Origin of the sequence: Poseidonibacter lekithochrous (assembly GCF_013283835.1) — a bacterium.
Lineage (GTDB): Bacteria > Campylobacterota > Campylobacteria > Campylobacterales > Arcobacteraceae > Poseidonibacter > Poseidonibacter lekithochrous.
This window is the reverse complement of sequence record NZ_CP054052.1, coordinates 645,176-661,791: the sequence shown is the minus strand read 5'-3', so window position 1 is coordinate 661,791 and position 16,616 is coordinate 645,176. Positions and strand designations below refer to the sequence as shown.

Annotated in this window: 17 protein-coding genes; 2 read left to right on the top strand and 15 right to left on the bottom strand. The window is 28.9% G+C overall.

Going from position 1 to position 16,616, the window contains the following annotated elements:
- Position 1 precedes the first annotated feature (1 nt).
- From ALEK_RS03220 to yajC, 7 genes are all read right to left on the bottom strand, one after another.
- Positions 2-346: a DUF6394 family protein gene (locus ALEK_RS03220; protein ID WP_071626255.1), complete on the bottom strand. Its 345-nt coding sequence runs from the start codon at positions 344-346 to the stop codon at positions 2-4.
- Positions 347-453: 107 nt separating this feature from the next.
- Positions 454-957, bottom strand: coding sequence for a hypothetical protein (locus ALEK_RS03215; protein ID WP_071626256.1), 504 nt, complete (start codon positions 955-957; stop codon positions 454-456).
- Positions 958-1,091: 134 nt separating this feature from the next.
- Positions 1,092-1,718 carry a hypothetical protein gene (locus ALEK_RS03210; RefSeq protein WP_228289361.1) on the bottom strand — a complete coding sequence of 209 codons (627 nt, stop codon included), beginning with the start codon at positions 1,716-1,718 and terminating at the stop codon, positions 1,092-1,094.
- Positions 1,719-1,832: 114 nt separating this feature from the next.
- Entirely contained in the window at positions 1,833-2,558 is a 726-nt protein-coding gene (locus ALEK_RS03205; protein ID WP_071626258.1) for a hypothetical protein, read from the bottom strand.
- A 575-nt stretch (positions 2,559-3,133) separates the two neighbouring features.
- Positions 3,134-4,102, bottom strand: a complete 969-nt coding sequence (gene secF / locus ALEK_RS03200; RefSeq protein ID WP_071626259.1) for a protein translocase subunit SecF — start codon at positions 4,100-4,102, stop codon at positions 3,134-3,136.
- Entirely contained in the window at positions 4,102-5,667 is a 1,566-nt protein-coding gene (gene secD, locus ALEK_RS03195; RefSeq protein WP_071626260.1) for a protein translocase subunit SecD, read from the bottom strand. The genes secF and secD overlap by 1 nt, the downstream gene beginning before the upstream one ends.
- Before the next feature lie 79 nt (positions 5,668-5,746).
- Positions 5,747-6,022: a preprotein translocase subunit YajC gene (yajC, locus tag ALEK_RS03190; RefSeq protein WP_071626261.1), complete on the bottom strand. Its 276-nt coding sequence runs from the start codon at positions 6,020-6,022 to the stop codon at positions 5,747-5,749.
- Positions 6,023-6,050: 28 nt separating this feature from the next.
- On the opposite strand from yajC, the gene ALEK_RS03185 reads away from it, so the two are divergent.
- Together ALEK_RS03185 and ALEK_RS03180 are read left to right on the top strand one after the other, a co-directional pair.
- Positions 6,051-7,283, top strand: coding sequence for an apolipoprotein N-acyltransferase (locus ALEK_RS03185; RefSeq protein WP_071626262.1), 1,233 nt, complete (start codon positions 6,051-6,053; stop codon positions 7,281-7,283).
- A 63-nt stretch (positions 7,284-7,346) separates the two neighbouring features.
- A complete protein-coding gene (locus ALEK_RS03180; RefSeq protein ID WP_071626263.1) occupies positions 7,347-8,153 on the top strand; it encodes a mechanosensitive ion channel family protein in 807 nt (268 codons plus the stop codon).
- A 35-nt stretch (positions 8,154-8,188) separates the two neighbouring features.
- Here ALEK_RS03180 and ALEK_RS03175 read toward each other — a convergent pair whose 3' ends face one another.
- The 8 genes from ALEK_RS03175 to ALEK_RS03140 are packed head-to-tail and all read right to left on the bottom strand — an operon-like array spanning position 8,189 to position 16,544.
- Complete coding sequence (locus ALEK_RS03175; protein WP_083574610.1) at positions 8,189-9,577, bottom strand: CCA tRNA nucleotidyltransferase; 1,389 nt, start codon at positions 9,575-9,577, stop codon at positions 8,189-8,191.
- The gene (locus tag ALEK_RS03170; RefSeq protein WP_071626264.1) at positions 9,570-10,418 is read right to left on the bottom strand and encodes a mechanosensitive ion channel family protein; all 849 of its coding nucleotides are present in this window, start codon (positions 10,416-10,418) and stop codon (positions 9,570-9,572) included. The genes ALEK_RS03175 and ALEK_RS03170 overlap by 8 nt, the downstream gene beginning before the upstream one ends.
- 55 nt (positions 10,419-10,473) lie before the next feature.
- Positions 10,474-12,180 carry a proline--tRNA ligase gene (locus ALEK_RS03165; RefSeq protein ID WP_071626265.1) on the bottom strand — a complete coding sequence of 569 codons (1,707 nt, stop codon included), beginning with the start codon at positions 12,178-12,180 and terminating at the stop codon, positions 10,474-10,476.
- Between the two features lie 20 nt (positions 12,181-12,200).
- Positions 12,201-13,490, bottom strand: coding sequence for a glutamyl-tRNA reductase (gene hemA, locus ALEK_RS03160; RefSeq protein WP_071626266.1), 1,290 nt, complete (start codon positions 13,488-13,490; stop codon positions 12,201-12,203).
- Positions 13,491-14,390, bottom strand: a complete 900-nt coding sequence (locus tag ALEK_RS03155; RefSeq protein WP_071626267.1) for a polyprenyl synthetase family protein — start codon at positions 14,388-14,390, stop codon at positions 13,491-13,493.
- Positions 14,391-14,399: 9 nt separating this feature from the next.
- Complete coding sequence (locus tag ALEK_RS03150) at positions 14,400-14,702, bottom strand: DUF2018 family protein (protein ID WP_071626268.1); 303 nt, start codon at positions 14,700-14,702, stop codon at positions 14,400-14,402.
- 39 nt (positions 14,703-14,741) lie between these two features.
- Complete coding sequence (hisD, locus tag ALEK_RS03145) at positions 14,742-16,034, bottom strand: histidinol dehydrogenase (protein WP_071626269.1); 1,293 nt, start codon at positions 16,032-16,034, stop codon at positions 14,742-14,744.
- Positions 16,035-16,544 carry a shikimate kinase gene (locus tag ALEK_RS03140; RefSeq protein ID WP_197950329.1) on the bottom strand — a complete coding sequence of 170 codons (510 nt, stop codon included), beginning with the start codon at positions 16,542-16,544 and terminating at the stop codon, positions 16,035-16,037.
- Positions 16,545-16,616 lie beyond the last annotated feature (72 nt).

The following is a 16,616-nucleotide window of genomic DNA, read 5'->3' as shown; positions in this document are numbered from 1 at the left end:
ATTAAAAATCTTCCTTATCATTACTTTTTGCACTTTCGATTAATGCTAGTGCTATTGAGAATACGTTTGCTACAACTGCTCCAATTGCTAATGAGATAGCTAATGGTAAGTCGTGCATAAAAGTTAATACCATAAATGCTGGAATTAGGTGTAAATCAGCTACTAATGAACTAGCGAGCAATTCTGCTGCGAGTAAGTTTTTAACACCGAGCTTTAAAATTGTTGAAATTACATTTACTCCCGCTGCAATAAATAATGCTATTGCATTTGGTTCATAAAGAAACCCTGCCGTAGTTGTTAGTGACATTAGTGAAAAGAATATATACGTTACTTTACCCCAATCCATTTTTATCCTTTTATAGTTTTTGCTTTTTTCATAAAGCTAATATTTTATCTAAAAAATGATAAAAATTTTATTTCAGCCCCAAAGTTGGAGCTTTTAGGTAATAAAATCTATTTGATATTTTTCTTATTTTTGATTGATATATAAGTCATGTATAATAAGTAAGTATTAATAACTTTAATAAATAGTTGAATTATTATATATAGTCCAAATTGATTGAACTCAAATTCAAATGGATTTATAATATTGTGAGCTAATAAATTAAACGTAATATCGTGAGTTATTACAAGGTAAGAACCTAAAATAAAATAAAAAGTAAGATAAAAAAGCTGATTTCTTTGCATAAAAACAATACTAGTTACCGAAAACCAAATGAACCCTACTAATAAAATAGCTATTAAAAACTCTTTGAATAAAGATTCAGGAATATGATATATGTAGTTTTGCGCTACATCAAGGTATAAGTATTCTAAAATAGATGAGATAAGCTCAAAAATTACAACCCAAGTAAGTGCTAATAACCAATCAGTTCCATGATTTGAAGTAAGTTTATTAAAAAAATAAAATACCTTTCGCAAGGAACTTGTATTTTCTAAAGTGATTTTGTTTTCCATGATATTTACTCCAAGCATAAAAAATTATGATTAATTAATTTATAATTTTAATATTCTATATAAAGTAAGATTAAAGCCCAATATATCGAGAATAATAAGAGATATTATCTTTTATCTCTTATTAATAAAATTTATTATTTACGTCTAGTATTTTGACGTATTGATATGATTAATTGGTAGATTAGGTATGCTATTATGATTTTATAAGACAAAGTTAAAAAACTTAATTCTTGCCAACCAGTCATTATTGAAAATGGATTAATATTATTTGAAATATCATAAAGATTAAAATCTTTGGAAGTAAAACCATAAATCAAATAAAATATAGCAATTAGAATATAATTATTTATTCTTTTGGATTCTACGACAAAAGCTGAAATTAAAGTAATCACACCAAAAAGAAAGATATCAATTAACATAAATTCTAATTTATTATCTAAATATTCATTTATACAATTTATAAATCCATATCCAAAACTAAAAGATAAGATCCAAAATAATGAAAGTAACCAATCTTGTGAATGATTAGAAGCTAATCCATGTACTTTAAAAACTAACCATTCTAATAAGTTTTTGCCTTCTTTTCTATCTTGATTTAACTCTTTTTCTCTTTCTTTCATTTCTAAAGCATAATATTTATTTGCTTCAATAATATTGTTCTGTTGCTCAAAAGAGTTCTTTATTATTCTTGCCGTTTCTCTATTTTTAACGGGAAAGTCTATTTTTATAAAACGCGTATTATTCAAACTTGTATTAATCAAATTTATACTTTTTTCTACTGAAAATTCTTTTATTACTAATTCTTCTTTAAAAGTAGAATATTCAAAGTCAATAGAATTAAAAATATTCTTGCTATTTGGATTAAAAAGAGACACTTAAGAATAAAATTTTGATGAACTTAATGAAATATTTTTCAGTTTATCTATATAAATATCTAACTCTAAATTAAAAGAACATCCTATAATGGAGATAGAATCTAATTCTTTTGGAAAACTAATAGTTACTTTTTTTTTAAAATTAATTTCTCTTAAAAATAAACTATTAGGTATATAACAATTACCCAATATTAATTCACAATCTAATTCTTGAGGTAAAAATATTTTTTCTGTAAATCTACACGAATAAAACTTTAGGCTTTTTTTAAAACTGTATTTCCAAAACTGTGTATTATCCAAAAAAGTACACTTATTAAATGATATATTGATATCATCTATAATATCATTTAAACGATATTCCTTTTTTTGCTGATGCTCAATTTCTCCAAAATAATAAAAGTTTGTCCCTTGCTCATCAATATTATACATACCATCAAAATAAGGAACATCTTTTTCAAAAATTGGAAAAATCACCCTATCATAAATTAAAGTATGATTGTTAATATAATCATCATAAAAGTCACTCTTATAATATTCATTTAATTCTCTTTGAATAAGTATCCAGAATTTTTTTACTTTTCCTTTGGACTTATCCCAATTTTTATTTTTATTTTCATCTAATTCATACCAATCATCTTTTTCACAATGTAGAATACATTTATTCTGATATCTATCAAAATATTTTTCTTCATATTCTTCATTACAAACGTCACATCTACATTTCATTTAATTTCTTTCATATTAAAATAACAAATTATATTTTATCTTTTTTATTGTTATTCTTCATTCTTTTTTTAGAAAAAAGAAACAAAAAATCGTGAGCAGAGATTCAAAATCACTAAAAAATATATCTAAATTCTAAAATTTGAAAACTCGCTCCGCTCAGACAGTTCAAATTTCTTAACGAATTTAAATAGATTTTTATTCACGTGATTTAGAAAATGCTCACTTCTATCCTTCAGCTTTTTATATGATGTGAAAGTTTTAAATGAGGAGAGGTCTGTATCGATTTGTATTTTGAGGAAAAGATTTATTGATTGATGAGCGTTAAGAAATTTAAACTGTTTGAGAGAGGTACGAACGAGTTTTTAAATTTTAGCAAAGATTGAAACAAATCCCTCAAAATACAACTCTCGATACGCTTTTCTTTTTCCTAGTTTTTCTTTACTAAAAAGAAAAAGTAGAAGCATCACTACAAAATAATATATTGAATTTAAAATATAAATAGAATTAAAAATCAGGCATAAAAAAAGGCAAGGGATAAACACCCTCACCTATATTTCTAAAAACAAGTTTATATACTAAACTGTACCTTGCTCGTACATAGCTCTAATCTTGTCTTTCTCTTTTTGTCTCTTTTGCTTATCTGCTTCTTTGTTTCTAAAGTCATTAATTGAGAATTTTAATTGAACTAAGAATGATGCAGCAATAAAGATAGATGAATACGTACCTACAATAACACCTACAAGCATTGTAAATGCAAATCCGTGAATAATCTCTCCACCGAATAAGAATAGAGTAATAACAACAAAGAATGTAGTTAAAGAAGTAAGAGTAGTTCTTGATAAAGTTCTACTTACTGATTCATTTACTACTTTTTCTAATACTGTCTCTTTAGATGTTTGCACACCTTCTCTAATTCTATCGAATACAATAATTGTATCGTTTAGTGAATATCCTAAGATTGTAAGAATTGCAGCTAAGATATCTAAGTTTACTTCTACATTAAATAATGCAATAGCACCTAATGCAATAGTAACATCATGGGCTAAGGCTAAAATAGAAGCAACGGCGAATCTCCACTCGAATCTAAATGATACATAAGCTAAGATTACAAGCATAGATAAACCTAAAGCCATAAGACCTTTTTCTCTAAGCTCTCCACCAACTTTAGGACCAACAATATCAACTCTTCTTACTTCGAAATCACCTGTTGATTTAAGAAGTACGTGCATTTCATCACCAATATCATTAGCAATATTAGATGAAGAACCTGTAATTCTAATTACAACTTCATCCGCACTACCAAATTCAGTAATAGAAGCATTATGATATTCTGTTGATTTTAAAGTTTCTCTAATCTCTTTAATTGGGGCTTTTTGCTCATACTTAACTTGTACGATTGTACCACCAACAAAGTCAATACCAAAATTAACACCTTTAGTTAATAAAAGAACGATTGAAGCAATAACTAATAATGAAGAGAATCCTAAGAAAGGAAGTCTCTTCCCCATAAAGTTATAAACTTTATTTGATTTAAAAATTTCCATTATTTAACTCCAAACCATTTTTTGATATCTTTATCTTTAGATATTTTTCCAGCTAAAGCTTCATAAATACCATGAGTACCTAAAATTGCTGTTAACATAGAAGCTAAAATACCAATAGAGATAGTAACTGCGAATCCTTTAATAGGTCCAGTTCCATAAGCATATAAAATCACTGCCACTAATAAAGTAGTGATATTTGCATCAAGAATTGCTCTCATAGCATTTGCATAACCGTCTTCAATAGATTTAGCTACAGAAACACCTTGTTTCAATAACTCTCTAATTCTCTCACCAATAATAACGTTTGCATCTACTGCCATACCTACAGTAAGTACAATACCAGCCATACCAGGTAAAGTTAAAGTTGCTCCAAACATTGCCATTACAGAAATGATAATAAAGATGTTAGTAACTAATGCAATATTAGCAATAATACCAGCACGTCTATAGTAAATAATCATAAAGATAAATACAATAGCAAAACCAGAAATTAAAGCAATTGTAGAAGCTTTAATTGAATCAGCACCAAGTGATGGTCCAACTGATCTTTTTTCTAATAACTTAACAGATGCAGGTAAAGCTCCTGATCTTAAAGCAATAGCAACATTACCAGCTTCAACTAAAGTAAATCCACCAGAAATTTGTCCAGAACCACCACCGATTCTCTCACGAATATTTGGTGCAGAATATACTTTTCCATCTAAAACAACAGCAAGTCTTTTTCCAATACTTTTAGCAGTAAAGTCACCAAAAATTCTAGCTCCACTTGAATTAAGTGTAAAGTTAATAATTGCTTGGTTAGCTTGATCAAATGCAACTTGTGCATCGATTACTTGACTTCCGTTTAAAATAGGAATTTCTTTCACTAGATATTTTTGAGCAGAATTTTTAGTATCTTCTAAAATAATGTCACCATATTCAGCAGCTTCACTAGCACTTAATGTATATACTTGGTCAGCTCTATCTTCATCAATAGCCATAAGCTCTAAGTTAGCTGGTTTAGAGATAAGTTCTCTTGCAGCTTTTTCTTCAGCTTGTGTTTTGATTCCAGGTAATTGAACAGCAATATCAGTAGCACCTTGTCTAACAACAGAAGGTTCAGCAAGTCCAAATTGGTCAAGTCTATTTCTGATAGTCTCAACTGCTTGAGATACTGATAAGTCTTTTGTTCTTTCAACTTCTTCATTTGATAATTTTACTCTATATGATAATTCATCTTTTGAAACGTCTAAACCTTTGATCTGAGTTAACATCTCATCCATTTTAGGAATTTCATCACCATCTAATACAGTAAATACAACACTATCTCCATCAATAGATAATCCATCTATTAATAAATCTTCATCATCTGAGAAATATTTTATTGATGTAGCTATAGTTTTAATCTTCGAAGTAACTGCTTCTTCCGTGTTTACACCAAGTAACATGTGTAATCCACCTTGTAAGTCAAGTCCTAATGAGATTTTTTTTCCACTATCTGTTTGCATTAATGAAGGAATTGAAAAAACAACACCAAATATAATACTTAACGCAAATATTACGAGTCTATAATTAAAGATTTTCAATCTTAATCCTTAGTAAGGGGTTTTTAAATTTGAAGTATAAAACATGAAAGAATTTTCATGTTTTAAAAAGTAAAGATTATTAGTCTTCTAAAAGTTTTGCAACAAACTCTCTGATTAATTTCATTTCTGAACCATCGTTATTTTTAACTACAAAATGGTCTTCTTCCACTTTAGTTACTTCTACGATTAAGCCGCCATTTGTTACAATCTTATCACCTTTTTTAAGATTAGCCACCATCTCTTTATGAGTTTTCGCTTGTTTTTGTTGTGGTCTAATGATTAAGAAGTAGAATATTGCAAATAATGCAACAAGAGGTAATAATGAACTTATTAGATCTGCACTTGAGCCTTCCATTAAATTTCCTTTTTGAAAGTAGTTTAGTATGTTTTTAGTAAAACGCGATAATTCTAACAAAAACTATATAATAAAAGGCTTCATTACAGCCATATTGTTGAGTGCTTTTATATACTTAAGCTATTTTGATATCCAATACAAACTTTTAAACACTATTTTAGGAATACTTGCAATTTATGCTTTATTAGTAATTCCAAGAACTTCTCTATTTTTAGCAGGTTTTTTAACAGCTAATTTATGGTTTTACTGGATGGCTATTAGTCTACAATACTATGAATTATCATATTTAGCACCAGTACTTTTATTTGCCATTGGATTAGGATATGGAATAATATTTACCATTCTAGGAATATTCAAAAGTACCTTCATTAGATTACTACTAATATTTGGATTTACTTTTATTGCACCATTTGGTTTTAACTGGATGAAATTTGAATTATTATTTATTGATTCATATTTTGGTGTAAGTAAAGAAGATTTTGCTTTAATATTAGTTGCTGTTTATATGATGATAAAGTTAAGACGTATGAAAGTACTATCTTTTCTGCCTTTACTTGTAGCATATCAAAGTACAACAGGCTTATATATTGATAACCCAAAAGCTTCAATGGCAATTCCACAATTTAATATTACTCAAGATTTAAAATGGAAAAAGAATTATAAAGATACTTTAATTGAAAAAAATTTAGAAGAAATAGATAAAGCAATTTTAGATAAAAAAGATTTACTTGTTTTACCAGAAACTTCTCTTCCTATTATTTTAAATAGAAATGAATTATTATTAGAGCATTTAAGTGAACGTTCTAATAAAATTGATATTCTTGTAGGTTCGTTATACTTTGAAAATCAAAGAGTTTATAATGCAACTTATCACTTCTCAAAAGGTGAGTTAAAAATTGCTAAAAAAGTTGTTTTAGTTCCTTTTGGTGAAGAGATTCCATTACCTAAATTTTTTGTTGATTTAATTAATGACACATTTTATGGTGGAGCACAAGATTATGCAAAAGCACAGGAGCCTACTGATTTTATAATCAAAGGACAAAAAATAAGAAATGCAATTTGTTATGAAGCAACAACAGATAAAATATTTGAAAACCTAAATGGTGTAAAATACATGATTGCTACATCAAATAATGCTTGGTTTACACCTTCTATTGAACCAACATTGCAAAAACTTCTACTTAGATATTACGCTAAAAAATATGACGTAACTATTTTCCATTCAATAAATGGAAGTGAAAACTATACAATCAGACCTTAAAAACTCAGCTTTTTTTAGCTGAGTTAGATATAATTAGCAAAATTATTATCTAAAGGATCTTCTATGGAAGAATACATATCACAAGCCATTAGTCTTACTATTGAATACTCACCAAAACTTGCCCTTGCAATTATTACTTTAATTATTGGATTATGGGTAATCTCAGGAGTTGTTAAAGTTTTAGAAAAAGCATTAATCGCATCTAAAACAGACCAAACATTAATTCCATTTCTTAAAAGCTTAGCTTCTTGGGGATTAAAACTATTACTATTTATCTCTGTTGCTTCTATGGTAGGAATTGCTACTACTTCATTTGTAGCTGTACTTGGTGCTGCTGGTTTAGCTGTAGGTTTAGCACTTCAAGGTTCATTATCTAACTTTGCTGGAGGAGTTTTATTATTAATCTTCAGACCATATAAAATTGGAGATTTAATTGAATCTCAAGGTCAAATGGGAATAGTAAAAGAGATTCAAATCTTTAATACTATTTTAACTACATTCCAAAATCAAACAATTATCTTACCTAACTCAGCGGTTTCATCTAATTCTATTATGAATATTACTGCAAACGGAACTATTAGAGTTGATATGGAAGTTGGTATTTCATATGATAGTAATATTGATGATGCCAAAAGAGTTATTTTAGAAACAATTGCTAAAAATGACAAGGTTTTAAAAGACCCAGCTTGTGCGGTTGGAGTAAATGCATTAGCAGATTCTTCAGTAAATCTACTTGTAATGCCTTGGTGTAATACAGATGATTACTGGGATGTATACTTTGGAGTAAGGGAAGATATTAAAAAAGCTCTTGATGCTAATAATATTACTATTCCATTCCCACAAAGAGATGTTCATATTATTAATCAATAATATCTTTTAGAAGTAGTTTTTTAACTACTTCTATATTATAAATTATATTTATCCCTTAAACTTAATAAAATATTTTCTTTATCCATATTCTCATCTATTTGTAAATCAAAAGCAAAATCTAAAATCTCTTTAAACTCTTTACTAGGTTTTAATCCTAAAGCTATTAAATCTCTACCTTGAACAAAGGGTTTTAATGCTTCATTTTGGATATTTAATTCTTTTGCTTTTTCTAACAGCCAAGAAGTTGCTTTTGGGCATTTTTCTTTATCTTTAATATCTCTACCTAAACAATCAGCAAGACATACAATACATAAGTCTTCAATATTTACTTTTAAAGATAATCTTTTCACTGCTTTTAATGATGATTCTGCTAAATATAATTGAAATGGAGCTAAGTGATTTTTAACTAAAGTACAAACAATATCAATAAACTTTTTTTCATTTGTAAGTCTTGATAAGAAAGAGATTGTAGGTTCAATTCCTAAAGCTTCATGTTTATGTGAAGTTACCCTTCCCTCATCTGTTTTCTCTGTGCAAAATGGCTTTCCTAAGTCATGACAAAGAATTCCATAAAATAAATAAAGTATTCTATATTCGTCTTCTATTTTTTGCTCTTTTACAATACGTGAAAGCTCATCAATAGTCATTAAAGTATGAATCCATACATCACCTTCGGGATGATACTCTTCATCTTGTTCACAAGCTACTAAAACTTCTAATTCAGGAAAATACTTTAGCACTCCCAAATTTTTCATAAGTTCAAATCCAATTGAGGGTTTTTTTGATTTTAAAAATAGTTTTTTAAACTCTTCATATACTCTTTCATTTGCTAAATATTTCAATTCATCACTATCTACTATTTTTTTACATAATTCAAAAGTCTTATTATCTAATGAAAATCCAAATCTAGCAGAAAATTGTATAGCTCTATAAACACGAAGAGAGTCTTCAACAAAAGTTTCATCTTTGATATGTTTTAGAGTTTTATTTTCTAGGTCTTGTATTCCATTATGAGGGTCAAGAATTTTGTCTTCAAAATAATCATACCCAATGGCATTAATAGTAAAATCTCTTCTTAAACTAGCTTCTGTAAAAGAAAGATTACCATTAGTAGTTACTTCAAAATCTTGGTGTGAATTACCTATTTTCTTTTCTGTTCTTGCAAGTGCAAAATCAAAATCATATCCATCAACACTAAGTATTAAAACTCCAAAGGATTTACCTACAAGTTTAACACTACCATGTTTACTTAAAGTTTTTTCAATAAGCTCCAAAGAGTCTACTAAAAAAATTTCTATATCATAATCTTTACACTCTATTCCTAATAATGTATCTCTAACACATCCACCTACAACAACTGGCTTAGCACCAATTGTTTGTAAGTCTTTTAGAATAGTTTGTAAAACTACAGGAAGATTAATCATTCTTATGTAAATGAAGGTCTTGTTGTGGATAAGGAATAGAAATATTCTCTTCATCAAATCTTAACTTAACAGATTCTGTTAAACCAAATTTTACATCCCAATAATCAGGAGTATTAACCCAAGCTCTAACTACAAAGTTTACAGATGAATCAGCAAGTTCTGAAACAGCAACAGTGATACCTCTATCAACTAATACTTTTTCATTAGAAGATACAATATCATTTAATACTTCTTTTGCTTTTTTAATGTCATCATCATAACCAATACCAACCACTAAATCCACTCTTCTAGTTGTATGAGCATTGATATTAGTGATTGAACCACTAGTAATTGCACCATTTGGAATAATGATTTTTTGGTTATCAGGAGTAATAAATACAGAGTTAAAAATACCAACTTCTGAAACAGAACCAGTAACACCAGCTGCATTTACAACATCTCCAACTTTGAAAGGTTTGAATAATATAATCATAACACCAGATGCAAAGTTACCAAGAGAGTCTTTTAATGCTAAACCAATAGCTAAACCAGCAGCACCTAGAATTGCTAAGAATGAAGTAGTTTCAACGCCTAGTTCTGATAATGCTGTTAAAATAACAACAATCATTAAGATGTAATAAACAATATTCTCTAAAAATTTAATTAGAGTTTCGTCCATACCTTTAACTTTTCTAAGAACAGTTACTAATAAGTTTGTGATTTTTCTAGCTAACCATTTTCCTACTAAGAAAATAACTAATGCCATAATTAAAGAGAATGCATATCCACCTAATATTTCAACAATATTTTCTGGAATATATGAACTAATTGTATTAGTTACATTTTCAACATTTTTTTCCATTGGAATTCCTATATGTATAATTTTTACGAATTATACATATAAGTAAGTTAAAAGATTATTTAAGAAGCTCTGAAAGCTTAGATACAGCCTCTTCTAAAGATACATCTGTTTTATCGCCAGTCTTTCTATCAACGATTTCTACCATACCGTCTTGTAATTTTTTACCAATTACGATTGCATAAGGGAATCCAATAAGTTCGAAATCACCTATTTTAAATCCGAATCTTTCTTTTTTTCTATCATCAATAATAGTAGAAATTCCTGCTGCTTTTAAGCCTTCATAGATTTTCATTCCAGCATCTAATTCTTCATCTTTTTTAGCATTTGATACAATTACATCTACTAAAAATGGAGCTGTTTCTTTAGTCCAGATACAACCCTTTTCATCATGATGTTGTTCAATTACAGCAGCTACTAATCTAGAAACACCAACTCCATAACATCCCATTACGAAAGGTTGAGTTTTTCCATTAGCATCTAAGAATTTAGCATCCATAGCTTCACTATATTTTGTTCCTAATTGGAAGATATGTCCAGCTTCAATACCTTTAGTGTATTCAAGTTTTCCACCACAACAAGAACAAGAATCACCTTCTTGAACAGTAATTAAGTCAGAGAAGCTTAAATCTTCCATTGAAGTTAAATCAACACCAGTTAAATGATAGTTTTCTTCATTTGCACCGCAAACAAGATTATTATCATTTTTTAACTCTTGATCAACAACTACTTTAATACCTTCTGGTAAATCTACAATTCCACAATAACCAGCAACTAATCCAGCTTTTGCAATATCATCATCATTTGCATCTTCAAGCTCTAAAGCCCCAATAGAATTACAAGCTTTAGTCTCTTCAAGTTCATCACATCCTCTTACAAAGAATACAACTACTTCGTTTGATTCTTCAAAGATAGCTTTTTTGATTACTGCTTTCATTGAGTAGTAAGAATCAGCATTTAAGAAAGTGCTTACTTCTTCAATTGTTTTACAATTAGGAGTTTCAACTTTTGTTAACTCTGCTGTTTCAAGAGATTCTTTTGTATTTGGTTTTCTAGTAGCTGCTTCAATGTTTGCACCATATTCACAATCAGGACATACAACAATAGTATCTTCTCCTGAATTTGCAAGAACATGGAATTCTTTTGAACCAGAACCACCAATAGCACCAGAATCAGCATCAACAACTCTAAAGTCTAAACCTAATCTAGTATAGATTCTTTTGTAAGCTTCTTCCATTACTTCAAATTCTTTTTGTAAACACTCTGCTGAATCATGGAAAGAATAAGCATCTTTCATTAAGAATTCTCTACCTCTCATAAGTCCAAATCTTGGTCTTGCTTCATCTCTGAATTTTAAGTTAATGTGGTAAAGATTAACAGGTAAATTTTTATATGAAGTAATTCTATTTTTTACCATATTTACTACTGATTCTTCATTTGTTGGAGATAATACATATTCCCCATGTTTTCTATCTTTAAATCTTAGAAGTTCATTACCCATTGTTAGGTTTCTACCTGATTGCTCCCAGTAAGACATTGGAGTTACAAAAGAACATAACATTTCATTTGCACCTGTATTATCCATTTCTTCTTTAACAACTGCTCTAATTTTGTCTAAAACAATTTTTCCTAAAGGTAAAAAATCATAAAGTCCTGCACCAGACTGAGAAATAAATCCTCCTCTGATTAAAAATTGATGAGAAACTAGTGTTGCATCACTTGGTGTTTCTTTAGTTGTTGGCATAAACATTCTGCTAAATTTCATTCATTTTTTCCTAATTTTATTTAATTTTTTACTAAGTGTTCACATTTTAAGTTACTAGATGATTCACCATTAAGTCCAAACATTTTTTGGACTGTTCCAACTACAATATCACATTCCATATTTTTTGAAATGTCTTTTAATTGTCTTGAAGGTGAGTGTAAATACTCTGTTATTACAGTTTCACAAAGCTTTCTAATATTTTCTTCATCTTCTGCTTTAATAAAACCTTTTTTAATTGCATGTTGAACTTTCTTTTCGATAACTTCATCACCTTTTAAATAAAGGTTTTTAATAATTGGTTCAATCTCTAAAGACTTTAACCACTCAAAAAATTCAAGTGACATTCTACTTACAATTCCATAAGCAGTTTTTGCTTGTTCAGCTCTTAAAGTCATATTTTCATTTACGATATCTTGTAAATCATCAACAGAATAAATTGATAATCCAGACATATTAATTTCATCAATATCTCTTGGAACTGCAATATCAAACCAGTGTCTATTAAATGAAGCACTTGGCGTATTATCTTTTGTAATGATTGGATATGGAGCAGAAGTTGCTGTAATCATTACAGGAATTTCACCTAATAATCTTGTTAATTCACTATAAGGCTCTACGACTACAGGTAAATCAAAAGTATCAGCAAGGTTTTGAGCTTTTTTAGTATCTCTACTTGTTAAAACTACATCAAATCCTGAAGATAAAAGATGTTTAATAGTTAGTTCACTCATTTCACCAGCACCAATTACAAGAGCTTTTACACCAGAGGTATTACCAATGATATCTTTTGCTTTTGCAACAGCAGTAGATGCAACTGATACAGAACCAGTACCTAAAGATGTAGCGTTTCTAACACTTGCCGCACATTTAAATGCAAACTGCATTACTCTTGTAATATTTACAGAACAATGTCCTTTTGATTGTGAAAACCTAAAGGCATCTTTTAATTGACCAACAATTTGTGTTTCACCAATTACTAGTGAATCTAAAGCAGAAGCTACTGTAAATAGATGATGAACAGCTCCATCATTATCATAAATATCAGCTCTATCATATAAAGTATCAAAATCCAAAGAAGAGTAACCTGCTAATTTCTCAAGTATCTTTTCTGAACTGTTTTTTATATTTGAAGATCTTGTTATGATTTCAACTCTATTACATGTAGATAATAATACAGCTTCTTTAGTTGTACCATCTTCTAAAATAGCTTTTAAAAATCTATTTTTATCTTCTTCTGTACCAAATGCTAGTTTTTCTCTCATTTCAATATCAGTGTTTTTATGTGAAAAACTAATTATTAAATAACTCATCTAAAACTCTCTTTCTATCATCGCTTTCATAATGAAAATTAATGTTTCGCTATCTGATTCGTCTTTTACAGCTTCAATAGCTTCATTTCCTAAATCTTTAGCTAATTTTATAGAATCTTCTAATGCTTTTGTATTATTCATTTCTTCTTTTATCCAAGAACTTTCATCTTGAGATAATTCTTTTTTATATAAAGATTCTAATTTTGTTTTGTCTTCTAATCTTTCGTGTAATAATAAATATGGAATAGTTACTTTACCTTCAACAAAGTCAAGCATTGCTGGTTTCCCTAAAGTTTCACTATCTTGAGTGATATCTAAAATATCATCAATCATTTGAAAAGCAAGACCTAAATTTTTACCATATAAAGAATATTTATCTGCATCTTTTCCAGACAGAATAGCAGCTGCTTTAGCAGATGCTTCTATTAAAGATGCAGTTTTTTTATAAATCATATCATTGTATTTCTCGTATGAACTATTAAATGTCTCTGTTAAATCAACATCTAACATTTCACCGATACTTAAAAGTGTAACTGCATTTGCAACTGTATGGGCAATTTCTCTGTCCATTAGTGCAAGTTCAGTAAAGGCTTTAGAATATAAAATATCTCCAAACATGATAGATGTTTTATTATCATAAAGTGCATTTACAGAAGGTGCTCCTCTTCTTGTATCTGCTTCATCAATAACATCATCATGTAATAAAGATGCCGCATGAATCATTTCAACTACTGCACATAGTTTAATTGACTCTTCACTAACACCTGCAATTTTTAAGATTAGTTTAGATCTTAACATCTTTCCAGTTGCTAATTTATCTAATAGAACTAAACTTTTTTCATCTTTACACTCTTGAACAAATGTCTTTATTTGGTTTTTAACGTCTTGTAACTCTTCCACAAAATAACCTTATGCGTCTAATCTACAAATAATTTCACCAGTAAATTCAACATAAAGACCTTTTTTCATGTTATTTACTAGTTGTTCATTATTTAGTTTGTATTCTTTCATAACTTCATTAATATCGTAGTTTTCGTCTTTACCTTCTGATAACATCATTTCTAAGATAGCAACCTTTTCAACAATTTTATCCCACTCTTCTTCAACTACATCTTGTGAAGCTTCTCTACTAACATCAAAAAATTTTGACTTAGGGCTTCCCATAAACATATCATCTTCGTCTTCTGTAAACCATTCTCCGAACATAGACATTTAAAATTCCTTATTTTATTTTTTTATAATATTTTATTTTTATTTTTCTAATCTAACTCTAACAGATTTAGCATGAGCTGTAAGCCCTTCTGTATCTGCTAATAATGCACAGGCTTCACCTACTTCATCAATTGCTTTTCTTGAGAAATTAATGATTGAACTTTTTTTCATAAAGTTTTCTACATTTAATGGGCTATAAAATTTAGCCGTACTTCCTGTAGGTAAAGTATGATTTGGACCTGCAATATAATCACCAATTGGTTCAGGAGTATTTTCACCTAAGAAAATTGCACCTGCATGTTTAATAAATGGTAATAATTCAAAAGCATTTTGAGTCATTACTTCTAAGTGTTCAGGAGCAATTTCATTCATTAAATCAAGTGCTTCTTCCATCGTATCAGTAACAATAATCACACCTCTATTTTCAATAGAAGTTCTTGCAATTGTTTCTCTCTCTAATGTTTGTAAGTAATTTTCAACTTCAACGCTAGTCTGCTCTGCAATATTTGCATCCGTTGTAATCATAATTGAACTAGCCATTTCATCATGCTCAGCTTGTGATAATAAATCAATAGCTAAGTATTTTGGTTTAGCAGTAGAATCAGCTAAAATTCCAATCTCTGAAGGACCTGCGATCATATCAATATTTACTTCACCAAATACTAATTTCTTAGCAGTTGCAACGAAAATATTCCCGGGACCTGTAATTACGTCAACTTTTGGAATAGTTTCAGTTCCATAAGCCATAGCAGCAACGGCTGAGGCACCACCTACTTTATAAGCTTTTTTAATTCCACATAAGTGACAAGCAGCAAGTAATAGTTCATTTACTTCATTATCAGGAGTTGGAGTACATACTACAATCTCTTCAACACCAGCAACAATTGCAGGAATTGCATTCATTAAAAGTGAACTTGGATATGCAGCTTTTCCACCAGGAATATATAAACCAGCTCTATCAACCGCAGATACTTTTTGACCTAAAATAGTTCCATTTTTTTCAAAATCTAACCAAGATTTTGGAAGTTGTTTTTCATGGTAAGCTTTGATTCTATCGTATGCAGTATGTAGTGAAGCTCTTAATTTTTCATCAATGTTATTGTAAGCTTTTTCCATATCATCACATGAAAGCATTAAATCTTCATCTGATTTAACTTCCCACTTATCAAACTTTTCAATATGCTTTTTAAGTGCAGTGTTTCCATCTTCAACAATTTCATCAATTATGTTCATAACGATTGATGAAACACCTTTTATATCACTTTTTGCTCTTGCTAAAATACCATCAAACTCTTCTTTGAAGTTTGAATCATTTGTGCTAATAATCTTCATTTAAATTTGTCCTAATATCTCTTCTACAATTTTTTCTAAAGGTTTTTTCTCTACATCCACAACAATATCAGCTACTTTTTCGTAATCTGGAACTCTAGAATCAAATAGAGTTGTTGCTTCATCTAAATTTTGTAAAAGTGGTCTTTTTTTAAGTTTTCTTGCAGCATTTGGAGCGGCATTGATTCTATCTAGTATCCCTTGGAAAGATGATTTTAGATAGATTACTTTTCCAATTTTATTAATATTTTCTTGTTTATAAAATCCACCACCAGTTGAAATAATAGTATTATCAATACTATTTTCTAACCATAAAGCAGTTTTCTTTTCTAAATTTCTAAAGTATGGTTCACCATGCTCTTCAAAGATTTTTTTAATCTTTTGATTCTGCATACTTTCGATTAAATCGTCAGTATCAATTGCAAACATATCAGAAGATTGAACTAATCCTCTTGCAATAGTACCTTTACCAACACCCATAAAACCAATTAATATAATATTCTTCTTTTTCATAGTTAGAGATTATATCTAAAATTATGTAAATTTTCGGCTATTTACTTTACATTTATTTTCTTCCTATAAGAT